Raw genomic sequence first — 24,637 nt, forward strand, 5'->3', positions numbered from 1 at the left:
CGTGACGAAAATACACTTGCTCATGGCTGCCCCCATCATCGGCTCGGTGCGGTCCGTTTGAGGTTGAGTTCCTGCTTCAGGGATTCGTACTGCCGCAACTTCTCTTCGGCCTCCGGAACATCCTCCGGCGTATCGATGCGCAGCGAGGCATAGGGCGTCTCCCAGACACGCACACGGACGCCGTTTTCGAGCGCGCGTAACTGCTCCAGCTTTTCTGCATCTTCCAACAGGCCCGTCTTCATCCCGGCAAAGCGCAGCAAGGTTTCCTTGGTATAGATATAGACCCCGAGATGTATGTAATGCAGCCCGCTCACCACACGCCGGCTCGGATCGTCGCGGACCAACGGGATCGGAGCCCGCGAAAAATACAGCGCATAGCCTTTGGTATCCGTCGCCACCTTCACGATTGCCGGATTCTGCAGATCGTCGGTCGCATCCATCTTGCGCTTCAATGTGCCCATTTCGGCGCCGCTCTGGAGAAACGGGTCGATGAGATCCGACAGCAGCTCGGGGTTCAGCGGAATCTCGTCACCCTGCAAGTCCAGAAAACAGTCCCCCGCAAACATCCGCGCCACCGCCGCCACACGATCAGTCCCCGTCCGGTACTCGCCGCCCATCATGATGGCCCGACCGCCGAACTGCTCGACGGCCTGCTTGATGCGCTCATCATCCGTCGCCACCAACACGTCGCTCACGGACCGACAGGCTCGCGCTCGTTCGTACACATGCTGGACCATCGGTTTGCCGGCCAACTTCACCAACGGCTTCCCGGGAAACCGCGACGAGCCGTACCGTGCCGGAATCACCACGATGACCGACGACAATGATTTAGCCATTGCCGACCGCCTCCAGGAGCTGCTTGGGCGAGACCGTCGCCGTGCCGACCATCCCCACGACGATGCCGGCCGCATGATTGGCCAGCGTCGCGGCTTCCCGCATGTTCGCGCCGGTTGCCAGCGCCAAGGCCAGGGTGCCGATCACCGTATCGCCGGCTCCCGTTACATCGTAGACCTGCCGGGCCTGCGTCGGAAGATGCCAGGACGTCCCCTCACCCTCGTACAAGCTCATTCCCTTTTCACCGCGCGTGATCAGTACGGATTGGCATCCCAGCCGTTGTCTGATCACGGCGCCGGCCTGGTTGATGGTCTGATCATCATCGCCATGCAAGCCAGCCGCCTGGGTGGCTTCCAGATGATTCGGCGTCATGACCGTCACGCCCTTGTAGTAGCTGAAATGCTCGACCTTCGGATCGACGATGATCGGGATCTTGCGCAAGGCCGCCATCCGCGTCAATTCGGTCATGAGTGCCGCCGACACGACGCCTTTGGCGTAATCTGAGACAACAATGCAGGACAACTCGCGAATCCGTGATTCGACGTAGCGCAGCAACCGTTTCTGAAGCGTTCCTTTCAGTTCCTGTCGCCCCTCCATGTCATAGCGCACGATCTGCTGATTGTGGGCGATCACCCGGCTCTTCCTGGTGGTCGGACGATCGTGGTCGATAATCACGCCGCCCCGGCCTGAGCGCGACTTGCCCAATTCCTTCAGTAGCAGCCGCCCGCTTTCGTCGGCGCCGATGACACCGCATAAGTCCGCTTTCCCGCCGAGCGCGAGAATATTGTTGAAGACATTGGCCGCCCCGCCCAATCGGAGAGTCTCGGACTCAACATGCACGACCGGTACCGGAGCCTCGGGAGAAATCCGGCTCACTCGTCCCATCACATAGTGGTCAAGAATCAGATCCCCGATGACCAGTAGGCTGGCCTGAGGAAACCGCTGGAGATACTGGCGAAGCGCCTTCTGTGAGACGGATTGATTCTGCGTGGTTTGCGAAGCCATGCCGTGCGCGTCCTTCTATTGAATGGCTTTACCGAACCGATCCCATCGAACCCACTCAGTCCATTGCCCCTGGCCGCTCCAGGACCAGTAGATTCGGAACGCCTTCCCGCGAATCTTCTCCTCCCGCACATAGCCCCAGAACCGGCTGTCGAGGCTCTGGTCGCGATTGTCGCCCATGACAAAATAGGCTCCCTCCGGCACCGTCACCGGACCGAAGTTGTCGCGGGGATTGATCGTGCTATCGATGATGCCCGGGTCGATCCGTTGCGTGAAGGCCCGATCGTCGAGTACCTGGCCGTTGACGAGCACCTGCTTATTGTGGATCTGCACCGTGTCGCCGGGGGTGCCGACGATGCGCTTGATGAAGTCTTTCTCTTCGTCTTCCGGAAAGCGAAAGACGATCACATCCCCTCGCTGCGGCTTGCCGAACGGCATCACGTTGGAGGACGTGTAGCAATTCACCGGGGGAAAGTTCCATTGCAACTTGCAGTCGGTCGGCCATTGCAGCCCGTAGGACAACTTGCTGACCAGAATATGATCCCCGATCAACAGCGTGGGAATCATCGACCCGGATGGAATCTTGAATGCCTGCACGACGAACACCCGAATGGCAAACGCGAGCAACATCGCGACGACGATGGCTTCGGCATACTCCCGGACAATGGATTTCCCGCTCTGACGAGCCTCGCCTGCCGCCGGGGCTTCGGTCGGAACCGTGACCGGGGTTACCCCTGACACGTCCTCAAGATTGGGCGGAGTCGGTTCGGTACTCATTCATCCCCCACTTTCAACAGCGCCAGGAAGGCCTCTTGCGGCACTTCCACGCTCCCCACCGACTTCATCCGCTTCTTACCCTCTTTCTGCTTTTCCAGCAGCTTCCGCTTGCGCGAGATGTCACCGCCATAGCACTTCGCGATGACGTTCTTCTTCATCGCGCCGATCGACTCGCGGGCAATAATCTTCGTCCCGATCGCCGCCTGGATGGCAATTTCAAACATCTGGCGAGGGATCAGCTCTTTCATCTTTTCCGCCATCTGCCGCCCGCGATGGACCGATCGCTCTTTATGCGTAATGAACGACAACGCATCCACCGCCTCGCCATTCAGCAGAATATCCAGCTTCACCAGATCGGATTCGCGATAGCCGAGCAACTCATAGTCCAGCGACGCGTAACCTTGCGTGCGCGACTTGAGCTTGTCATAAAAATCCAGGATGACTTCGTTGAGCGGCATCTCATAGCTGATGACGACACGCGTCGGATCGAGAAAATGGATATCCCGCTGAATGCCACGGCGTTCCTGGCAGAGCTTGAGGATCGCCCCCATGTAGCGTTCCGGTGTAATGACGGTCGCCAGGATAAAGGGCTCCTCAAATGACTCGATGCTGCTGGGCTCCGGCAGATCGGCAGGATTGTCGATCTCCAGTACCTCCCCTTTGGTCGTCATCACACGATAGACGACGGTGGGGGCGGTCGTGATCAACGTCAGACCATATTCCCGCTCCAGGCGCTCCTGGATGATTTCCATGTGCAGCAAACCCAGGAAACCGCAACGAAAGCCGAAACCCAAGGCCAAGGAACTCTCCGGCTCATAGACGAAAGAGGAATCGTTCAATCGCAACTTGACGAGCGCATCCCGCAGATCTTCATACTTCGCCGTGTCGGTCGAATAGAGCCCGCAGAAGACCAGCGGCTTCACTTCCTTATACCCGGGAAACGGCGTGGCCGTCGGGTGCACGGCATCGGTCAGCGTGTCACCGATCTTGACGTCCGCCACTTCACGCATGTTCGCACAGAGATAGCCGACCTCACCGGTCAGCAGCTGGGCCGTCTTCGAGCGCTTGGGAATAAACTTCCCGACTTCCATCACTTCAAATGTCCGGTCATTGGACATCACTTTAATCTTCATCCCCGGCCTGACTTCGCCGTCTACGATGCGGATAAGGACGATCACCCCCTGGTAGTTATCAAACCAGGAATCGAAAATAAGGGCTTTCAGCGGGGCCTTGGGATCACCGGACGGCGGCGGAATCCGCTGGATGATCGCTTCGAGCACCTCCGGCACTCCCTTGCCCTCTTTCGCGCTGATGGGCATCGCATCGCTGGCATCCAGCTGCAACACTTCTGAAATGGAATTCTTGGTCCCCTCGACATCCGCGCTCGCCAAATCGATCTTATTGATGACGGGGATAATGGTCAGATTGTTCGCCATGGCCAAATTCACATTGGCGATAGTCTGCGCCTGCACCCCCTGCGTGGCATCGACCAGCAACAGCGCGCCTTCGCAGGCCGCGAGACTCCGCGAGACTTCATAAGTGAAATCGACATGCCCCGGCGTATCGATCAAATGCAGATCGTAGGTCTTTCCATCCTTGGCCTTGTACCGGATGGCGACAGCATGGGCCTTGATCGTAATGCCGCGTTCCCGCTCAAGATCCATGGCATCAAGGATCTGCTCCTTGGCCTCTCGGGCGGTCACTGCACCAGTCGCATCCAAAAGCCGGTCGGCGAGGGTTGATTTGCCGTGATCGATATGGGCGATAATCGAGAAGTTTCGTATAAGGCTTTGCAAATCCTAGCTCTTTTCAGAAAAAAATCGGTTCATTATAGTAACTGCCCCCCGGGTTGTCAAAGTCAGGACTCACTCGTATAATCGCCGCCGCACCGTGATTTTCGAGCCTTTCTACGCACCTCAACTCCGCCCGGCTTCGCAGGAACTCTGAATCGCATGGCGCCACGCACCCCCCCGGACAGACTCGCCGATTGGGACCGGAAATATCTCTGGCATCCTTTTACGCAGATGCAAGAATGGGAACAGGAGGCCCCCCTCATTATCGAACGGGGGAAGGGCGCCTACCTGATCGATACTCAGGGCAGGAGGTACCTCGATGGAACCTCGTCTATCTGGGTGAATCTCCATGGACATCGACATCCGACGCTTGATCGCGCCATCAAAAGCCAACTCGACAAGATTGCCCACTCGACTTTTCTGGGCCTCTCCAACCCGCCGGCTATTCGCCTGGCGCGCGAGCTGATCCGAATCGTACCCAAAGGCCTCACGCGGGTGTTTTATTCCGACAACGGGTCAACGGCAGTTGAAGTCGCGCTCAAGATGGCAGTCCAATATTGGCAGCAACGCCATCCCGAGGCCGGACCCAAACATACCTTTCTGCATCTCAAGCTGGCCTATCACGGCGACACGATCGGGGCCATCAGTGTCGGGAATATCGAGCTATTTCACGGCCGATTCAAACCACTTCTATTTCCAACTCTCGACGCCGAGCCCCCCTACTGTTACCGCTGTCCGCTCGCCCTCGCCTATCCTTCCTGCCACATGGGCTGCCTCGATCCGATCGAACAGCTGCTCAAAACCCGGCATCGCGAGATCGCCGGATTCGTCATTGAACCATTGGTGCAGGCCGCAGCCGGCATGATCATGTCTCCGCCCGGCTACTTGAAGCGCATCCGCGAACTCTGCACGCAATATAATGTACTGCTCATCGCCGATGAAGTGGCAACAGGATTTGGCCGCACGGGAAAGATGTTTGCCTGTCAACATGAGAGCGTCACCCCGGATCTGATGGCCATCAGCAAGGGGCTGACCGGCGGATATATGCCCTTGGCCGCCACTCTGACGACTGAAGCCATTTACAACGCGTTTCTGGGGAAGTACGAAGAGTTCAAGACGTTCTTCCACGGCCACAGCTATACCGGCAATCCCTTGGGCTGCGCGGTGGCACTGGCAAACCTCGAGATCTTCCGCAAAGAAAAAACCCTTGCAGGACTCCGCCCGAAGATCGCACTCTTGAAACGCCTGCTCAAGCCGTTTGCCGAATTGCCGCTCGTGGGAGATATCCGCCAGCGCGGTATGATGGTGAGCATCGAACTCGTTCGGAACAAAACCACGCGCGAAGTCATCCCCCTGCAGGCCAGAATCGGCCACCGGATCGCCATGGAGGCACGCCGCCGCGGGCTCTTGCTCCGCCCGATCGGCAATGTGATCGTCCTGATGCCGCCGCTGTCCGTAACCCCACGGCAGCTCCAACACATGACAACGATCCTTCAAGAAGCCATCATGAGGGTCCATGCGGATCTGTGATTTTCTCGTGATCGGCGGCGGGGTTATTGGGTTGAGTATCGCCAGAGAACTCAAGACCCGCCATGCCGATGCCCGCATCATGTTGATCGAGAAAGAGTCCGCCTGCGGCGCCCACGCCAGCGGCCGCAACAGCGGTGTGCTCCATGCAGGATTCTACTATTCCCCCGATAGCCTAAAGGCGAAATTCACCAAGCTCGGGAACGAGCGGATGACCGCCTATTGTGAGCAGAAAGGCATCCCGCTCAATCGCTGCGGCAAGCTCGTCGTGGCCAAAGATGCCGGGGATCTTCCCTCCCTTGACGAGCTGGTGAAGCGCGGCCGAGCGAACGCTATTGAGATTCAGGAGCTGACCGAAGCAGAAGCCAAACGGATCGAGCCTCGCGTCAAAACCTACCAGCGCGCCCTGTTCTCACCCCGCACCTCGACCGTGAACCCCTTGCACGTCGTCGACGTCATGCAACGCGATGCCATCCAAGAAGGTATCGAGATACGATTCGACACCGCTTATATCAGCCAAACCGATCAAGGAGTCCGGACCAACTCCGACACGATTACCGCCGGATATGTCGTCAACGCTGCGGGATTGTACGCGGACAAAATCGCAATGGCTTATGGCTTCTCGGAAAAGTATCGGATCCTGCCCTTCAAAGGGCTCTATCTCTATTCCAACGAGCCGCCGGGCGCGATCCGCACCAATATCTACCCGGTTCCCGACCTGAGAAATCCGTTTCTCGGTGTGCACTTCACCATCACCGCTGACGGAAACGCTAAAATCGGCCCCACGGCCATTCCGGCCTTCTGGCGTGAAAATTACGAGGGCCTCAGCAATTTCAAACTGGGTGAGATGATGGAGGTCGCGGGCCGCGGACTCGGCCTGCTGACCAACGCGCAATTTGACTACCGGCGCCTCGCCAGGGAAGAGATTGTCAAATACTCCCGCAGCAAGATGGTCGAACTCGCCTCGGTGCTCGCCGAAGGGGTACAGGAATCGAACTATCAGAAGTGGGGACGGCCCGGCATCAGGGCTCAACTCCTCGACATCACCAAAAAGAAACTCGAAATGGACTTTGTCCTGGAAGGAGACCACCGCTCGATGCATGTCCTCAATGCGGTCTCGCCGGCCTTCACCTGTTCACTGCCCTTCGCCGCTCATGTGTGCGATCAGATCGACCAACGTCTACGCTAACCCTCCATTACCCATTCATCTCGACGCCGGCCCCGACGCCAATCTTCAAGCACTCGCTTGCCGATCGTTCCTTGAGAAATAGCTCCAGCATCCCATTGCTATTGATCAAAGCATGGAGAGCGTCGGCCTTCCCTTCACTATAGCTCCCCACCAAGTTCCCGATGCGATGCTCCCCCACCCGAATCTCCGCCCTGCCGAGCTTGCCGGCTTCAATCTGAGTGTGGGAAATGTTCGAGATCAGATTCCCGAAATGGTCGATGTAGACGATCTCTCCGATAATCGTTCGCGCTGTCACCTTGGGTTGGGGCCAGTTCAATCTGACCGGGTCAGTGACCAATCGGCCGAACGACGACAGCGCCGTACCTTTGGCCAGCCAGGCTGCCGCCGGGGCAAACACATCCCGGCCGTGGAAGGTCGCTCCGGGGGACTGCAATTGATACTGCCGATGTTCAATTTCCCGAATCTCAACATTCTCTTCCAGATTCAAGACCGGCGTGAGCACGCCGTTGTCCGGTGCCACGAAGTAATAGCGCCCAGTTTTGACCAGAATCGGTCGTCGGGTGCTGCCGACGCCAGGATCGACCACAACAACGTGCACAGTGCCTTCGGGAAATGTCCGGTAGCAGGCCTGGAGGCAGTAGGCGGCTTCGTCGATTCGATGCGGGGTGATGTGATGGGATACATCCTCAATGCGTGCAGCGGGGTGGATCGTCAGGATCACCCCTTTCATGCTGGCCACAAAATAGTCTTTCGAGCCGAAATCGGTCAGGAGGGTGATGAGCGGGAGGGCCGGAGGCACGTCACAGTTCCTCGAACTTGATCTCCACGACTTCGTATTCCATGACCTTCGTGGGCGTCGTCACCTCGACGAAATCTCCGACCCGCTTCCCGATGAGCGCCCGGCCGACCGGCGACTGCACGGAGATTCTGTTGACCTTCATATCGGCTTCGTCCTGGCCGACCAGCGTGTACGTTTTTTTCGACTGCGATTCCTGCTCGATCACCAGCACCGTCGCGCCAAAGACCGCGGTGTCCGTCGTCCGACCGGTCGTGTCCACCACCCGGGCCTCAGCAATCTTGGTTTCGAGCTCAGCCATACGCGACGCAATAAACCCCTGCCGCTCCTTGGCCGCGTCATACTCGGCATTCTCGCTCAAATCGCCATGCGCACGGGCTTCGGCAATCGCTTCGATATTCTTCGGTCGTTCGACCTTGCGTAAGCGATCAAGTTCAGCCTTGAGCGCCTCATAACCTTTTTTAGTAATGGGTGTCGGCATCCCGCAGACTCCTTTTACACCTGAGCTCGATGATACTCTTGCAGAGAGCGAATCGACAATTCTTTCTTTGCCAGGGCTTCAATGCCCATCACCGCCGCCAGCGCTCCCCGCATCGTCGTATAGTAGGGCACTCCCCTCTGCAGAGCCTCCCGACGAATTGATAGTGAGTCCGTATGGGCGGAGGCCGTACGCACGGTATTCACGACTAACGCGACCGCCCCGTTCTTAATGTGATCCACGATATGAGGGCGCCCCTCTTTTACTTTATGGACGGTCTCCACCTCAACCCCTTTATCTCTTAAGAAACTGGCCGTGCCGCTGGTCGCCTGAATCTTGAACCCTAGACTGCGCAATCGCTTTGCCACACCCCACGCAGCCAACTGATCGGATTCTTTCACGCTGATAAAGGCAGTACCCGATTGCGGCAGGGTGGCCCCGGCTCCGGCTTGGGATTTAGCAAACGCCCAACCGAAATCGCTGTCGATGCCCATGACTTCCCCCGTCGATTTCATTTCCGGTCCTAACAACACATCGACTCCAGGGAACTTGTTGAACGGGAATACCGCTTCCTTCACCGACAAGTGCGCAGGCTGCGGCGCCTCGGTAAAGCCCAGGTCTTGGAGCGACTTTCCCAGCATCACTTTCATGGCCAGCTTGGCCAGCGGAACACCGATCGCTTTGCTGACGAACGGCACCGTGCGCGAGCCCCGCGGATTCACCTCCAGCACATACACCGTTTTGTCCTTCACGGCGAACTGCGCATTCATCAAACCCACCACGCCTAACTCCAACGCCAAGGCCTTCATCTGGCGTTCAATTTCTCGAACGAGAGCCTTATCCAAGGTGTACGGCGGAAGCGAACAGGCCGAATCACCCGAGTGCACCCCGGCTTCTTCTATATGTTCCATGATGCCGGCCACCACTACCGTCTTCCCGTCAGAAATGGCATCGGCATCGATCTCGATCGCGTCCGAGAGATACTTGTCGATCAACACCGGATGTTTAGGCGAGGCCTTCACTGCCGAACGCATGTACTCCAGCAAATCGGCTTCATCATACACAATCTGCATCGACCGCCCGCCCAACACGTAGGAGGGACGCACCATCACGGGATAGGTAATCTTCCCGGCGATCTGCACCGCTTCATCGACGGAGCGCGCCATGCCGCTTTCGGCCTGGCGCAATCCGAGCTTGTCCAGCAAATCGCGAAACCGTTCCCGATCCTCCGCCCGATCGATCGCCTCCGGGCTGGTCCCGAGAATTTTCACCCCGGCCTTGGACAGCGGCAACGCCAATTTCAACGGGGTTTGCCCGCCGAACTGCAGCACCACTCCGAGCGGCTGCTCCCGATGGATGATGTTCAGCACATCCTCCTCGGTGAGCGGCTCAAAATAGAGACGATCCGACGTATCATAGTCGGTGCTCACTGTTTCGGGATTGCAGTTCACCATAATCGTTTCGACGCCCTCTTCGCGCAACGCCATTGCCGCATGCACGCAGCAGTAGTCGAATTCGATCCCCTGCCCGATCCGGTTGGGGCCGCCGCCGAGAATGACCACCTTGGTGCGATCGGAGGGACGCGATTCACATTCACTGCCGTAGGTCGAATAGAGATAGGGTGTGTTGGCTTCAAACTCCGCAGCACAGGTGTCGACACGCTTATACGTCACGGCCCTGGCCGGTATGGCAGACTTGCCGGTTCCCATGCGTGCCTTGCGAACAACGGCCCCCTCGACGCCGAGCAATTGACCGATCCGGTCATCGGAGAATCCCAACTCCTTGGCCTCCCACAACAGATCGCCTGAGAGAACCTCAGCGGCTTTGTCAGCCTTGCCTACCAACAACTGCTCAAACTGGATCAGCTCGCGAACCTGCTCCAAAAACCAGGGATCGATCTTGGTAATCGCGAACAATTCGTCATTTGTAAGGCCAAGCCTCATCCCGTCTGCCAGATACCAGAGCCGCTCAGGCAATGGGGTTTTCAGAGTACGCCGGATCTTCTCGACCGCCTCGGCACGATTGAACTCGGCAGGAATCCCCCGATCAATACCGACCCGTGAGGCCAGTCCGTTCAAGTCCAGCTCCAACGAGCGAATCGCCTTTTGCAGCGACTCCTTGAACGTCCGACCAATCGCCATCACTTCGCCCACGGACTTCATCTGCGTCGTGAGCGTCGGATCGGCCCCTTTGAATTTCTGAAACGCGAAGCGAGGAATCTTGACCACGACATAGTCGATCGTGGGTTCGAATGACGCCTTGGTCACGCCGGTGATGTCGTTCGTAATCTCGTCCAACGTATAGCCGATCGCCAGCTTGGCCGCGATCTTCGCAATCGGGAATCCCGTGGCCTTCGACGCCAAGGCCGAGCTCCGCGACACACGCGGATTCATTTCAATGATGATCATTTCCCCGTTGTCGGGGTTCAGACCGAATTGAATGTTCGAGCCGCCCGTATCGACGCCGATCTCGCGAATGATCCGCAAGGCCGCATCGCGCATGCGCTGATATTCCTTGTCGGTCAAGGTCATGGCCGGCGCCACGGTGATGCTGTCGCCGGTGTGTACACCCATCGGGTCCAGATTCTCGATCGGACAGATGATGACGACGTTGTCCTTGAGATCCCGCATGACCTCCAGCTCGTACTCTTTCCAGCCGATCAACGACCGCTCGATCAGCACCTGACTGGTCGGGCTCATGGCCAAAGCCCAGTCGATGAGCTTTTCGAACTCCTCCCGATTATACGCAATGTTGCCGCCGGTTCCGCCCATCGTAAACGAAGGCCTGATAATGGCGGGAAATCCGACTTTCTCCAGAATCCTGGCCGCCTCATCGCGGTTGTGCGCCGTCCCGCTCTCCGGCACCTTCAAACCGATCCGCTGCATCGCCTGTTTGAACGCCTCCCGATCTTCGGCCTTGTGAATGGCTTCCGCCGAGGCCCCGATCAGCTTGACGCCGTACTTCTCCAACACGCCTCGCTTCACCAATCCCATCGTCGCATTCAACGCGGTTTGCCCGCCCATCGTCGGCAAGAGCGCATCGGGACGCTCGCGTTCAATGACTTTTTCCACCACCTCCAGCGTGATCGGCTCAATGTACGTGCGATCGGCCAGCTCGGGATCGGTCATAATCGTCGCAGGGTTGCTATTGATGAGGATGACCTTGAAACCCTCTTCCCGCAACGCTTTGCAGGCTTGCGTGCCGGAGTAGTCAAACTCACAAGCCTGGCCGATCACGATCGGCCCGGATCCAATTAACAGAATCGACTTGATGTCAGTGCGTTTCGGCATGCGTCCTCAACAATGTGAATCTAACTCATTTGCGGCATGGGGCCGATCAACGGCCGGTAGGGTGCCGGAGGCGGGGCCGTCGGGGCATTGGCCCCATGATAGTGTTGCATCGCGTCAGGCAACCAGGCCTCGATTTGATTGATACGGGTGAGGTCCGAGGGATGCGTCGAGAGAAACTCCGGAACCGCCTGTTGCGACCGAAAGCACACCTTGCCAATCATCTGCCGGGGGCACCCGCTCATCCGCTCCCAGAATGGGACCGCCTCACGAGGGTCAAATCCCGCCGCCGCCATCAGGCGCAGGCCGATGAAATCCGCCTCCGACTCCTGCTTCCGGTTGAACGGTAATGAGACGTTCACGCCGTAGGCTCCGAGCAACCCCTGCATCGCTCCGCCTCCGGCATGCCCGGCCGCTGCGGCCCCGATCGCACCCAATTGGGCAATTTGATCGATGATACTGCGGCTCATCCGCTCGACCCCATGCCGCTGGAGCGCATGGGCCACCTCATGCCCCATCACCGTCGCCAATCCCGCTTCACTCTTCGTTGTCTTGAGGATGCCCGTAAAGATCGCGACTTTGCCGCCGGGCAGACAAAACGCGTTCACCATCTTGTCATCTTCGATGACCGCAAACTCCCACTGATACTCCGGCTTATTCGCCGCCTTGGCAATCCGCTGCCCCACCTTCTGAACCAGCTCATTGATTTCCGCATTGTCACTCAGGTTCGCCTGCCGCAACACCTCGCGGTACGCGCCAAGACCAAACTCCATTTCCTTTTCTTCCGAAAAGAAAATGAGCTGATCGCGGGCGGTTCCCGGAGCGCGATAACAGCCGGTCAACGACGACAATAGTCCCAGAGCTGTGCAAGCCCCAAGTGCCGCATAAATTCCGGCTACTCCTCGCGCCCCAAGCGACAACACTGCACGACGCCCGACCGGGGTGGCGAGAAATTGGTCCACGTTATGATCAACCTGTTCTGCCATGACGTCACCCAACCGAACCGGCCTGGAACGATTTCAGCCTGGCCTAGGGCATCCACAAATACATGAATTGCGGCGTCCCGCCTCTGACAAACGACATCACGTCGAGATTGCCCAGCGACGCCAGCGGACCAGGAGCCATGAGCTTGGTGTACACATTGTTCGAATAATCGCCCGGGCGGTGATAGGTCACCACCCTCGCCTCGGTCAGTCCCGCTTTCTTCTTGGCTGCTTCAATGGCTTCTTCCAGATAGCCGATCTCATCAACCAGTCCCGCCGCTTTCGCTTGATCGCCGGTATAGATCCGACCATCGGCCAGCTTCTTGATCTGCTCCATCTGAAGATTCGGCCGGCCTTCCTGCACAACGGTCAGGAACCGCTGATAGAACGAATCGATCAACCCTTGGAAAATGCCCCGCTCTTCCGGAGTCATCGCGCGAAACGGTGACCCCATATCCTTCCGGGGGCCGGACGTAATCGCGGTGGCCTCTACCCCCACTTTCTCCAACAGTCCGTGAGTATTCACCGTGAGCATGATCACGCCGATACTCCCCGTCACCGTCGAGGGATGGGCCATGATCCGGTCCGCAACTGAAGCGATGTAATAGCCGCCCGAGGCCCCCACGTCCATGATCGAAGCAATGACCGGAATCTTGCGGGACGCCTTGAAGAGTTTGAGTTCATGATGAATGATATCCGATGCCGTGACCGTGCCGCCAGGCGTATTGATCCGCAACACCAGCGCCTTGACCGACTCATCACGCGACGCCCGCGTCAGTTCTTCCTTGATCGTCGCGATCATGCTGGGATAGGTATAGAAACTCGACTTCTCTTCCGAACTGATCATCCCGGACACATCCACGAGCAGAATCTTGTCCTTGCCGGTTCCGCTGACCTGCCGTTCCTCCAGCGAAGCAGGCGGAGGCGGGATCTGAATATTGACGCAGCCCGTGTGTAACGCGCTCAAAACCACGACGAACACACCGGCGACGGATTGGCGGAATCTATCCATGATGTTTCTCCATGAGCTGCACAAACTCCTCGAACAGGTACGCCGAGTCATGCGGGCCCGGCGAGGCCTCGGGATGATATTGCACCGAAAAGACCGGGTGGTCCAGGCAGACCATCCCCTCAATCGACTGATCGTTCAGGCTCAGGTGGGTAATCGACACCTTGCCGAGCTTGGTCTCGATCGTCATCGGACGATCCGGCACGCCAGCGATCGGGGTCGGGCTCTGCACAGCGAAATTGTGATTCTGCGAGGTGATCTCGACCTTGCGTGTCCTGATATCGATAACCGGATGGTTCGACCCGTGATGCCCGAATTTCAGCTTGTAGGTCTTAAAACCTAAGGCCAATCCGATGATCTGATGGCCCAGGCAAATGCCGAAGATCGGATAACGACCGATCAACGCACGCACCGCTTCCATCGCATAGGGCACACCCTCGGGATCGCCCGGACCGTTCGAGAGAAACACCCCGTCCGGCTTCAATGCCTGCACCTCGGCAGCCGACGTCGACGCCGGCACCACCGTCACATGGCAGCCCACATCGACCAGCCGTCGCAGGATATTTTCCTTCACGCCGAAATCATAGGCCACGACCCGCCAGGGCTTTCGTCGATCGGATCGCGCCCGCGCCGGCACCACATCCGGCATCCATTCCCCCGAACTCTTGTCCCATTCATAGGAACGCTTCGAGGTGACCTCGGCGACGAGATCGCGGCCGAGAATGCTCGGCGCCTGCTTGGCCTTCTTGACGACAGATTCTCGATTCGCGTCGACATGCGTAATCACCGCCTGTTGCGAGCCCTTCTCCCGGAGATGACGCGTCAGCGCACGCGTATCCAACCCCTCGATCGCGACGATCTTGGCCTTGGTCAGATAATCCTGAATACAGTCTTTCCCTCGCCAATTGCTCACCAGCCGGCTGGCCTCCATTACCACGAATCCCTCGGCCCAGACTTTCCGCGACTCGGTATCCTCCGGCGTCACCCCGTAGTTTCCGATATGGGGACAGGTCATCGTAATGATCTGTCCTTTATAAGAAGGATCGGTCAGCACCTCTTGATACCCGGTCATGGCCGTATTGAACACGACTTCCCCGATGGCCTCTCCCTCATAGCCAAGAGCGCGCCCCGCGAAAATCGTTCCATCGGCCAATGCCAACAACGCTTTCTTCATGTCTGCCCCTTGCTCACTCGCAATGTGTGCAACGTATGATTGACCCGCACGCCCATCAACGCAATACCCAAACAGAGATTCACCATATAGAGCGCGCGCACCGGCATATGGAGCTTAAAAAAGGCTTCAAACGCCGCCTTCCTTGCCGCGTCATCTTTGATCGCAAACGCCTCGGCTTGCAGTGCTGCTGCCTGAGGGTGCAAGAACCCGATAATGATCCCCGCAATAAGTACCATCACCCCGAGCAGGACCATTTCAAGAGTAGTGGGAGCCATCACAGGATGCTGAACCCACCGGCGCCAGACCATCCCGGCGATCATCACGACCATCGCCACCATCACCGCTCGATTGAATCCTTCAAAGGCTCTCGTCAGAAAAAATCCCCCGCTATCCTGTCCGCCGAATGTATTAAACACCGCCGGAATCACGGCGGCCACCAGAATCAGCAAACCGCCAACCCAGACTCCCAAAGCCACCCATTCGAGCGTCAGACCGATGCGAGAGATCCACAAGCACGCCCGAGACTCCATCATAGACTACCGCTCCGCTGGAGTCGCTTCAAACACCACCCGCCCGCCGACGATCGTCGTTCTGACCCGCCCCTTCACCTTCCATCCGGCAAACGGCGTGTTCCGGCTCTTCGACTTGAACTTGCTGGGATCGACCTGCCACTGCTCCTGAGGATCGACGATCGCCACATCCGCATCGGCCCCGACGGCCAGCGTGCCTTTCTTGAGCCCGAACGCCACAGCCGGAGCGGTCGCCAGCTTATCAACCGCCTGCTCCAGCGTCAGTACGCCTTCATCCACCAAGGCCAGCGTCAACGAGAGCGCCGTTTCCAAGCCGACAATGCCGAATGGGGCTTCAGTAAAGTCCTGCTGTTTTTCCTGCGTGGCATGCGGCGCATGATCGGTAGCGATGACGTCGATCGTCCCGTCCCGTAACCCTTCTTTAATCGCCTGCACATCCTCGCCGGTTCTGAGCGGAGGATTCATTTTCGCCAGCGTGTTGTAGCCGCGCACCACATCTTCCGTGAGCGTGAAATGGTGGGGGCAGGCCTCTGCCGTCACCTTGATCCCGCGCACTTTCGCTTCGCGCACCATCCGCACCGACCCGGCCGTGCTGATATGGGCCAGATGCAAGCGTGCCCCGGTGAGTTCCGACAAGGACAGATTGCGTGCGACCATCACGTCTTCCGCGGCGGCTGGAATCCCGGGCAAGCCCAACTCGGTGGAGATCAACCCCTCATTCATGCAGCCGCCCTCGGCCAGATGCAGATCCTCGCAGTGATCCACTACCGGGATGTCAAAGGCCACCGCATATTCCATCGCCCGCCGCATCACGAGACTGTTCATGACCGGCTTACCGTCATCTGAAATCGCGACACAACCGGACCGGTGCAGATCGCCGATCTCCGCCAACTCCTTGCCTTCTGAACCCTTCGTGATCGCTCCGATGGGCAAGACATTCGCCAACCCCGCCGTACGCGCCCGATCGATCATGAACTCCGTCACTGCTTGATTGTCGTTCACCGGCTTCGTATTCGGCATGGCACAGACGGTCGTAAATCCGCCAGCTACCGCCGCCGCGCTGCCGCTCTGAATCGTCTCTTTATACTCGAACCCCGGCTCACGGAAATGCACATGCAAATCGACAAAACCAGGCAACACCAGCTGCCCCTTGGCATCGATGACCGTACAACCGGCGGGAGCCTTCAGATTTGCCCCCACCGCCGCGATCTTTCCTTGATCGATCAAAACATCTGCTACACCGTTGACGCGCCCCGGATCGATCACCTGTCCGCCCTTAATCAATATCGCCACGATTTAGTTTGCTCCTGATATAAGATGGCCGCCCATGCGAACGGCAACGCCGTTCGCCGCTTGATCCAAAATCCCGTGATCGATCACCTGCCCACCCTGAGTCACTATCGCCAGGATTTAGTTCGCTCCTGACATGAGATATAAAACACCCATGCGAACAGCGACGCCGTTCGCGACTTGATCCAAGATCACCGATGACAGACTATCCGCGACTTCCGGCGCGATCTCGACCCCGCGATTGATCGGACCCGGATGCATGACAATCGCCTTCGGATCCGCCATCTTCACGCGTTCCGACGTCAGCCCGTACAGACGCGCATACTCACGAATGGTCGGGAACAACGCCCGTCCCTGCCGCTCCAACTGGAGTCGCAGCATCATGATAACCTGCACATCCCGCAGGCCCTCGTCGAGATGGTGGAAGACCCGCACACCCATCTTTTCAATCCCCAAAGGAATCATCGTCGGCGGCCCCACCACACGGACTTCCGCGCCCAGCTTGGTCAAGGCCAGAATATTGGACCGCGCCACCCGGCTGTGCGCCACATCCCCGACAATGGCCACGCGCAATCCCTTGAACGCCATTCCTCGCTCACGAATCGTGTACAGGTCGAGCAGCGCCTGGGTCGGATGTTCATGCCAGCCGTCGCCGGCATTGATCACCGAAGATTTCACCCCGCGAGCCAAGGTCTCAGCCGCTCCCGCCGACGAATGGCGGAGCACGATAATATCCGCCTGCATGGCCTCAATGTTGCGCGCCGTATCGAGCAGGGTCTCCCCTTTGACGACGCTGCTCGAAGAAGGGGAAAAGTTGATGACATCGGCACTCAGCCGTTTGGCGGCTAATTCAAATGACGTGCGCGTTCTCGTGCTCGGCTCGAAGAAAAGATTCACGACCGTCCGCCCGCGCAGCGCCGGCACCTTCTTAATCTCGCGGCCGCTCACTTCCTTGAACGAATCGGCCGTCTCAAGAATGAGCTGTATATCTTCCACCGACAAGGGTGCCAGACTGAGCAGATTTTTATGTTTGAGACTCATGGCATCCTCCGCATCAGGCCTTCAGGATTACCACCCGATCATCTTCGCCTGCTTCTTCCAACAGTACTTGCACTTGTTCGTCGCGCGACGTGGGGAGATTCTTCCCGATGTAATTGGCCTTGATCGGCAGTTGCCGATGTCCACGGTCGACGAGGACCGCCAATTGAATTTCAGCCGGGCGCCCCAGATCCATCAAGCCATCCATCGCGGCACGAATCGTTCGCCCCGTAAACAGCACATCATCCACCAACACGACAATCTTGTCGGAGATATCGAACGGCACCGAGGTTGTGCGCAGCACCGGCTGCTCCTTGCGCAATGACAAGTCGTCACGATAGAGCGTGATGTCGAGATCCCCGATCGGCACAGGCGCCTGCTCGATCTCCTGGATACGTTTCGCCAGCCGATGGGCCAGATGCACTCCGCCCGTGCGGATCCCGACCAACGCCAGATCCTTCACGCCCTTGTTCCGCTCCAGAATCTCATGCGCCACACGGGTCAGCGCCCGAGCGATATCGCCGGCATCCATAATCAACCGCTCTTGCTCACGATTCATTACAGATCCCACCATTCCTGAATTGTGGACATAAAAAAACCCTCTCGCTGTGCTCAGCAAGAAGGTTCGGTTGTGGGAACCGGCCGTAGCCGGAGATCGCCGTCATAGAAGCTCCTTACTCACCTCTCAGGATGAGCATTAAAGGCAGCTGGATCTTACTGGGGCGCGCCCCGACTGTCAAGCTTCGTGATTCTGATCCAAGTGTCGAATCCACGTCATATTCGTACGTAACCGAGCAGCGAAACCCATTCGCCTGATACGTGACGCATCTCCGTCACTGAGCCGGCGCGGGCGAAGAAAAGTCTATCTTACTCTTCGTCCGGCTGACAGGCTTCTTTCCATGCTGCAAGCTGATCCAATTTGCCCAGCTTGGTCAGGTAGGCTTCATCGATGGGGAGAGATGTGGCTCCCTCTCCAGCAGACTGCTCGCTCTCAGCCAGCCCATTGGCCACATGCACCGCGGTGAGGGGACTGAACGCCAACTCGTCGCAGGCGGATGGCCGATGGTGATAGGCGACGGCTTCGACGATCGCTTCGCCGACTCCCCAGAGTCCCAACAGATAGGCACCGACTTCGGCATGGGTGACGCCGAAGACCTCCTGCTCGGCCTGCCAGTCGAGCAGGCCCTTGTCCTTCTGAAGTCCCAACACCTGTTTGTACCCGTCGGGCATGTTACTCGCCAACACCAGCATGCCGATATCGTGCAGCAGTCCCGCCGTGAAGGCATCGTCGATCATGGCCTGCGGGACGCGCTCTTCCTTTGCGATCGCCTTCGCATAGCCGCTGGTTTTCAGTCCATGTTGCCACAAGGCTTCGAGCGAAAAACCCGGCAACGCCTTGGCATCGAACTGGGAGAAGGCCTGCATCGACAACACGAGGGCGCGAATCGTGTCGCTGCCGAGCAACGCGACCGCCTGCTCGGGATTCGAAACCGTCGTGCGCAATCCGAAAAAGGCGGAGTTCACCAATTGGAGAATCTTGGTCACCATCGCCATATCTTTGGAGATGATCTTGGCGATCTTCTTGAGCGAGGCATCGCCGGAATGGATCTCATCCGTCAATTCTTTATAAAGCACCGGAAGGCTGGGGAGGCACTTGAGATTTGTGACGATCTTGCGCACGTTGTCGTCGGACAACAGCGCCCGCAGCCCGCAGGCGCGGATCATGATCGACCGCAGGAGTTGCGCATCGATGGGCTTTTCAAGAAACTGATGCGCCAGATCGGTCGAGCGCAGGCCCAGGCTCTGCCCTTGCTGCCCGGAGAAGGCGATGCGCACCATCTGCGGATACCGGGCCTTAGCTTCCTTCAACAGTTGGAACCCGTCCATCCCCGGCATGATCATGTCGGTCGCCAGCACGTCGAACGCATCCTGCTCCATTACGGCTAGGGCCTCCGGCGCGCTTTCCACAAAGCGCATGTCCCACTCGCCCTTGATCGGATCGAGCGTGCGCTTCAACATGCGCAGGACTTCCGGCATGTCATCCACGAATAAGACTTTCCGCATGGCTCCTCCCCTCCCGGCGTGCCGAACCACTACCAGTATCGGCTTTTGAGAAAAACACTTGAGGGAAGAAAGGTATCGAGAAACTAGCGGACAGGATTGGACCACCGATCACGGCAGGATGCTCAAAATGGCCGTCAGCAAGGCCGCAGCGAGCCCAGAGGCGAATCGTACTTTGTCGCGTACGTTGAGCCTCTGAGCGATGCGAGAACGCCGCTGGCGGACTTTTTCAGCATCCTGCTAGGGGCGCTTGATTTCTTCGAGGGAAAATTGTTTGGGCAGCATGACAGGAAGCACTAATCCGATGGGATCGCCACGCTTGATGGTCGTAGGCTTGTGGAGCTGGAGCAGAAAATTGGCTGTGAAGGCCTCATAGTCCGGCAGCCAATCGTACTGATTCGGGGTTCGCTTGTATTCCTGGGTCTTAATGCCTTCCCAGATGGCATAGGTGCGCTCAGGGTAATGATAGAAGTGGTTGGGAATGTCCTTCATCATCAGCCCGACATGCTTGGGATAGTAAAACCGAATGCCGCAACAGAGCTTGGGATAGCCGCTGTTGAGAATCAGATCGACGTAGGTCCCAGAAAACGATTTGTATCCGAGCAGCCGCTCTTCCGGCTGGATAGGCGGCGATTGCCACCTGACCCCATCAGCCGTCCGCCGCAACTTGATATCCGCCGGGCACCGGATCAGCCAGCCATAACTGCCGACGGTGCGCACCGGCCCGCAGTCGTCCGGCAACACCTTGTACCCGCTGGCGGCGAGCCCTCGCTGCTCATCCAGCGTCATATTGTTCAACATCGGGCGGTGAGGATTGAAATCCAGCTTGAGCCGCTCCGGCGGAAACGCGGTCGAATATTCCCGCTCCCAGTAGATGACGACCTTATCTCCGCCATCCTCAGCCGGAACTTGCTCTGTGGTTGGCTCACTCATAGGCCTGACAGTAATCGAAGGAGACGGATCAGCGCAAGGGGCTATCGGCTAGGCCCGGCGTACATGAAACAGCGTCAGCCCGCTCCGCAATCTGGCTTTCGGCACAATCGTCTTATGCATGGCAAATGTTGGGAGTCGCTCAACCGCTTCGTCCCAGCAGCGCTGCAAGCCGGCTCGGCTCAACTCATCACCCGTTCGCGCCGGCCCTACGATAAACGCATTGCCACCCGTTTTGACCCGCTGCGCGAGCGCGCGTATCCGCATCGTCAGGGTGCTTGCCTGGTCAAACTCGTCATAGGGCATCCAGGCATAGACCAGATCATAGGATTCGGCTTGGGATGTGACGGAAGAGAGCATGAATCGGGTTCGCTGCAGCCACTCCCAACGCTGTAATTCAGCGCACACAGTCCAAAGCTGCTGCGCCTGTTTGTAGGCGAAGGGCGGGTGCGAAATGTGCGCGACAACTTCGCGCGGGCGATCGAACGGCACACAGGTCGAAATCACCGCATCCCCGTTGTCGATCAGGATGCGCTCTGCCCTCATGAGTATCTGCCCGATCTCGCGATCCTGCTCGGCGAGATCCTGCAGATAGTCCGCGACAAACGGTTGGGCCGCCAATTCTCCGACCGGTGTTTCATCCCCCGGATACAAGAGCACCGCTCCAAACACTTCTCCGGGTCGGACAGCGGGAAGACCAGACTGAAATACCGAGCGCCAATCGACGGGACTGGAGGCAGGCACTGAAGATGAAGACCTCACCCTTGCCAGATCGCTCGTGAGCGAGAACGCTCTCCGGTGCTCTCGATCGTTCAACTGTAGCTCACCGTCGACGATGACAGCCGATCGATCCCAGGCCACCATTCGCCGCCCCTTGGGATTCACGTACGACAAACCCATGCCATCATCGGCGCAGGTCGCCTTCAGCAACACATCTCCCTGCACCGTCACACACAGCTGATGGGCCTCATCAAAATAGCGTAGCGGAGGCGACGGCGACGGCAGCCACGTGACCCGATGAGAGCGGGAGGGGTCCATGAATAGCGCGACAGGATCTCCGCCGGCGTCAGCCTGCGGCGTGAAGAAACTGCTGAAGAGACGAAAGGCCGCTTCGGATGGATAGGTCGGAATGCCGCGATAGCGTAAGGGGCGCGGACTGGGCTGCCCCTCGTTCTGGTCGTCGTAGAGTCCGCGAATCAGTTCAAACGCCGCCGACCCGGTGCCCGGCAGGAGCGATTTGAAGAGTTCAACGACGGGCAGAAAATCAATCTGGTCCCAATGCATCGCCCCCATGCAGGACATGAAGCGCGCCGATTCGAACGTGCCGTCTTCCAGCACATAAAACGCATCTTTCCGATGCCGGATCGTCGCCTGTCCATGCGCATCGATGACCAGATCTTCGTCGCCGTAGAAGAACCGGACCTCTTCGATCGGCACCCGCATCGCCTGCGCCGCCATGTGGCGTAGATCTTCCGCTTTCAGGCGCTGCCAGCCCGGTTTTGTCGCCAGATTGAGGCGGGTTTCATTGACCAGTCCGCCGGGTTTCAACCCGACCCACCGCCCCCAATCCAGCCGAAGGCGCGCACGAACCAGTACAGTTCTTCCACGAGCATCCAGGCCCCACTCGCATTCATGTAGAGGATGGCCCTCGGGATCAGTCGCAAGAAACCGCCGGCCATCGGGCCGATAGAAAACCAGATGTCCGGTGGATTGGCGAACGATATTTCCGCCGGACTGGTCAAATTGACGGGTCAACGTCTGATTGGCAGGAAACCGGAGAGAGTCGGAACACGCTAGTGCGGTACGAACAGGGTCGCCAGCCATTTACTCGCGGATCTGGCCGCTCCCCAGGACGATGAACTTCGAACAGGTGAGCTCTTCCAGCCCCATGGGACCCCGGGCATGGATGCGGGACGTACTGATGCCGATCTCGGCACCGAGCCCGAATTGATAGCCGTCATTGAGTCGCGTGGACGCATTCACCAGCACCGCCCCCGCATCGACTTCCCGCAGGAACCGCATGGCCCGCTGATAGTTGGTTGTGATGATGGCTTCGGTGTGCTGCGACCCGTACTTGGCAATGTGCTCCATCGCCTCGTCCATGTTCTTCACAACCCTCACGGCCAGGACCAACTCTAAGAACTCTTTTCCAAAGTCATCGTCGGCCGCCGGTTTCGCGTCCGGCAGCAATTGGCAGGTCCTGGGGCAACCGCGCACTTCCACCTTGGCCGCTTGCAGCTTTTCCATGAGGCGCGGGAGAAACGTCCGTGCGATCGTTTGATGGACCAGCAGGGTTTCCATGGCATTACAGGTCGAAGGCCGCTGGGCTTTGGCATTCACACAGATCGCCTCGGCCATGGCCTGATCGGCATCCGCATCCACGTAGATGTGACAGATCCCTGCATCGTGCTTGACGACCGGAATTGTGGCATGCTCGGCGATCGTCTTCATGAGGGAAGGACCGCCCCGAGGGATGATGAGGTCGATATAGCGATCCTGCTTCAGCAAGACCGGCACAAGTTCCCGATCCGGACGATCGACAAAACTGATGGCGCCTGCGGGAATCCCTGCCTTCTCCGCGGCTTCGGCCAACACGGCCGCAATGGCGGTATTCGAATGAATGGCCTCGCTCCCGCCGCGCAGCACACAGGCATTGCCGGACTTCAAGCAAAGCGCAGCAGAATCGGCGGTGACATTCGGACGCGACTCATAGATGATACCGATGACCCCAATCGGCACACGCACCCGGCCTACCTGCATCCCGTTCGGCCTGGTCCACATCTTCGGCATATCGCCTAAAGGATCCGGCAGCTTTGCGACTTCCCTGATCCCGGCCGACATGTCGGCAATCCGTTGCTCGGTGAGCCGGAGGCGGTCGGCCATCGCAGCCTTGTCCGGGTCCATCCCGAAGGCCTCGACATCCTTTTCATTAGCTTCGATGAGGGCGGCCTGCTTCTCATCCAGCGCATCGGCCATGGCGATCAAGGCATTGTTTTTCACGACTGTGGAAAGCGTCGCGAGACGACCGGCGGCCTGCCTGGCCCGCGTGACCAGTTCATGCACATAGTCGGGTATGGAAAGCGGCGGGACTTCCTGAACGTCCTTCGTCTCGGGAGCATCAACGGGGGCTAATTCCTGCTGTTCCTCGTCGGAGATCATGCGCATCGCCTTCTCTGTGTAAAAGTGAACGGGCGACAGGATACCGCGCGCGTTTGAAGGCGGTCAAGGCACCATCCTGCGCCATCGAAAACCCAATGCAGACAGTTTCAGAGTTCAATCGAAGACTGGCGATGATTCACATGCCAGTTTAGGGAGCGGGTGGGGCGACTGAAGGTCCTGCCTGAGGCAGGGTCGTGCCGACGGGGTTCTGAGGGGACATCGGAGCCATTCCCGAGAAAGCCCCCTGCTGCCCGGCTGATCCTGGTCCCGGGGCCCCCATCCCAGTCATCCCCATCAATATCATAGACGGATTCGGATGCTGAAACACCCAGTCATAATATGATTTGCGCCCGTCAAAATGCCTGACCGCAGGAGGAAAGTTGTGTTGCCAGATCGGCAGGCTCTTGCTCTTGCTCCTCACTCCCATGATTCCACCGGTCGGGGCACGAACCAGCTCCCAGTCGCCATGCCCCACAGGATCTCCATAGACCTTGCGCAGAAACGGCTTGGGCAATCGGGTGAGCTCGGCCAGTGTTTGCGGATACACTTCTCCCGGAACCACTCGTCCCGCTTTCATGCTGGCCGAATAGAACGCCAACGCGTTCTGAATCTCAATGCCTTTAGAAATGAGATCCGCCTCCAGCTCGCGCTGTATCATGACTTTCCACTGCCGTGCCGCCACGGTCATCCCGAGGCCGATGAGCACGATGGCAAACATCAAGACGACATAGGAAAATCCACGCTCAGATCCTCTGCCATTGAAGACAAACCCTCGCATGG

General features: G+C 58.4%; 21 protein-coding genes. 2 read left to right on the forward strand and 19 right to left on the reverse strand.

Features of this window, described 5'->3' with window-relative positions; all coding sequences use genetic code 11:
- Positions 1–35: 35 nt before the first annotated feature.
- From kdsB to lepA, 4 genes are read right to left on the reverse strand one after another with little or no spacing between them, the layout of a single operon-like run.
- Positions 36–836, reverse strand: coding sequence for a 3-deoxy-manno-octulosonate cytidylyltransferase (kdsB, locus tag Q7U39_14250; protein ID MDO9119117.1), 801 nt, complete (start codon positions 834–836; stop codon positions 36–38).
- Positions 829–1,839 (reverse strand): D-glycero-beta-D-manno-heptose-7-phosphate kinase, encoded by a 1,011-nt coding sequence (gene rfaE1, locus Q7U39_14255; protein ID MDO9119118.1) that lies wholly within the window; start codon positions 1,837–1,839, stop codon positions 829–831. Before rfaE1 ends, kdsB begins: the two co-directional genes overlap by 8 nt.
- A 15-nt stretch (positions 1,840–1,854) precedes the next feature.
- Positions 1,855–2,613 (reverse strand): signal peptidase I, encoded by a 759-nt coding sequence (gene lepB, locus Q7U39_14260; protein MDO9119119.1) that lies wholly within the window; start codon positions 2,611–2,613, stop codon positions 1,855–1,857.
- Positions 2,610–4,409 (reverse strand): translation elongation factor 4, encoded by a 1,800-nt coding sequence (gene lepA, locus Q7U39_14265; protein ID MDO9119120.1) that lies wholly within the window; start codon positions 4,407–4,409, stop codon positions 2,610–2,612. Before lepA ends, lepB begins: the two co-directional genes overlap by 4 nt.
- 156 nt (positions 4,410–4,565) lie before the next feature.
- Between lepA and bioA the strand changes: the two genes are divergently transcribed.
- Positions 4,566–5,936 carry an adenosylmethionine--8-amino-7-oxononanoate transaminase gene (bioA, locus tag Q7U39_14270; GenBank protein ID MDO9119121.1) on the forward strand — a complete coding sequence of 457 codons (1,371 nt, stop codon included), beginning with the start codon at positions 4,566–4,568 and terminating at the stop codon, positions 5,934–5,936.
- Positions 5,923–7,122, forward strand: coding sequence for an L-2-hydroxyglutarate oxidase (gene lhgO, locus Q7U39_14275; protein MDO9119122.1), 1,200 nt, complete (start codon positions 5,923–5,925; stop codon positions 7,120–7,122). Before bioA ends, lhgO begins: the two co-directional genes overlap by 14 nt.
- Positions 7,123–7,129: 7 nt before the next feature.
- On the opposite strand, the gene Q7U39_14280 is transcribed toward lhgO, so the two are convergent.
- The 15 genes from Q7U39_14280 to Q7U39_14350 form a co-directional block, all read right to left on the reverse strand.
- Positions 7,130–7,921 carry an SAM-dependent chlorinase/fluorinase gene (locus tag Q7U39_14280; protein ID MDO9119123.1) on the reverse strand — a complete coding sequence of 264 codons (792 nt, stop codon included), beginning with the start codon at positions 7,919–7,921 and terminating at the stop codon, positions 7,130–7,132.
- Position 7,922: 1 nt separating this feature from the next.
- The gene (greA, locus tag Q7U39_14285; GenBank protein ID MDO9119124.1) at positions 7,923–8,399 is read right to left on the reverse strand and encodes a transcription elongation factor GreA; all 477 of its coding nucleotides are present in this window, start codon (positions 8,397–8,399) and stop codon (positions 7,923–7,925) included.
- A 14-nt stretch (positions 8,400–8,413) separates the two neighbouring features.
- Entirely contained in the window at positions 8,414–11,686 is a 3,273-nt protein-coding gene (gene carB, locus Q7U39_14290; GenBank protein MDO9119125.1) for a carbamoyl-phosphate synthase large subunit, read from the reverse strand.
- 20 nt (positions 11,687–11,706) lie between these two features.
- Positions 11,707–12,669, reverse strand: a complete 963-nt coding sequence (locus Q7U39_14295; GenBank protein ID MDO9119126.1) for a M48 family metallopeptidase — start codon at positions 12,667–12,669, stop codon at positions 11,707–11,709.
- A 43-nt stretch (positions 12,670–12,712) separates the two neighbouring features.
- A complete protein-coding gene (gene sppA / locus Q7U39_14300; GenBank protein ID MDO9119127.1) occupies positions 12,713–13,678 on the reverse strand; it encodes a signal peptide peptidase SppA in 966 nt (321 codons plus the stop codon).
- Positions 13,671–14,849, reverse strand: a complete 1,179-nt coding sequence (carA, locus tag Q7U39_14305) for a glutamine-hydrolyzing carbamoyl-phosphate synthase small subunit (GenBank protein MDO9119128.1) — start codon at positions 14,847–14,849, stop codon at positions 13,671–13,673. Before carA ends, sppA begins: the two co-directional genes overlap by 8 nt.
- Positions 14,846–15,382 (reverse strand): hypothetical protein, encoded by a 537-nt coding sequence (locus Q7U39_14310; protein MDO9119129.1) that lies wholly within the window; start codon positions 15,380–15,382, stop codon positions 14,846–14,848. Before Q7U39_14310 ends, carA begins: the two co-directional genes overlap by 4 nt.
- Before the next feature lie 3 nt (positions 15,383–15,385).
- Positions 15,386–16,672 carry a dihydroorotase gene (locus Q7U39_14315; protein MDO9119130.1) on the reverse strand — a complete coding sequence of 429 codons (1,287 nt, stop codon included), beginning with the start codon at positions 16,670–16,672 and terminating at the stop codon, positions 15,386–15,388.
- 117 nt (positions 16,673–16,789) lie between these two features.
- Positions 16,790–17,710, reverse strand: a complete 921-nt coding sequence (locus Q7U39_14320) for an aspartate carbamoyltransferase catalytic subunit (protein MDO9119131.1) — start codon at positions 17,708–17,710, stop codon at positions 16,790–16,792.
- Positions 17,711–17,723: 13 nt separating this feature from the next.
- A complete protein-coding gene (gene pyrR, locus Q7U39_14325) occupies positions 17,724–18,266 on the reverse strand; it encodes a bifunctional pyr operon transcriptional regulator/uracil phosphoribosyltransferase PyrR (protein ID MDO9119132.1) in 543 nt (180 codons plus the stop codon).
- Positions 18,267–18,574: 308 nt separating this feature from the next.
- Positions 18,575–19,771, reverse strand: coding sequence for a response regulator (locus Q7U39_14330; protein MDO9119133.1), 1,197 nt, complete (start codon positions 19,769–19,771; stop codon positions 18,575–18,577).
- A gap of 237 nt (positions 19,772–20,008) precedes the next feature.
- Positions 20,009–20,701: a hypothetical protein gene (locus tag Q7U39_14335; GenBank protein MDO9119134.1), complete on the reverse strand. Its 693-nt coding sequence runs from the start codon at positions 20,699–20,701 to the stop codon at positions 20,009–20,011.
- A gap of 48 nt (positions 20,702–20,749) precedes the next feature.
- Positions 20,750–22,453 carry a hypothetical protein gene (locus Q7U39_14340; protein MDO9119135.1) on the reverse strand — a complete coding sequence of 568 codons (1,704 nt, stop codon included), beginning with the start codon at positions 22,451–22,453 and terminating at the stop codon, positions 20,750–20,752.
- A gap of 69 nt (positions 22,454–22,522) precedes the next feature.
- Positions 22,523–23,857, reverse strand: a complete 1,335-nt coding sequence (locus Q7U39_14345; GenBank protein MDO9119136.1) for a glutamate-5-semialdehyde dehydrogenase — start codon at positions 23,855–23,857, stop codon at positions 22,523–22,525.
- 148 nt (positions 23,858–24,005) lie between these two features.
- The gene (locus tag Q7U39_14350) at positions 24,006–24,635 is read right to left on the reverse strand and encodes a type II secretion system protein (GenBank protein MDO9119137.1); all 630 of its coding nucleotides are present in this window, start codon (positions 24,633–24,635) and stop codon (positions 24,006–24,008) included.
- Between the last annotated feature and the right edge of the window lie 2 nt (positions 24,636–24,637).

This window comes from Nitrospira sp. (assembly GCA_030653545.1).
Classification (GTDB): Bacteria; Nitrospirota; Nitrospiria; order Nitrospirales; family Nitrospiraceae; genus Nitrospira_D.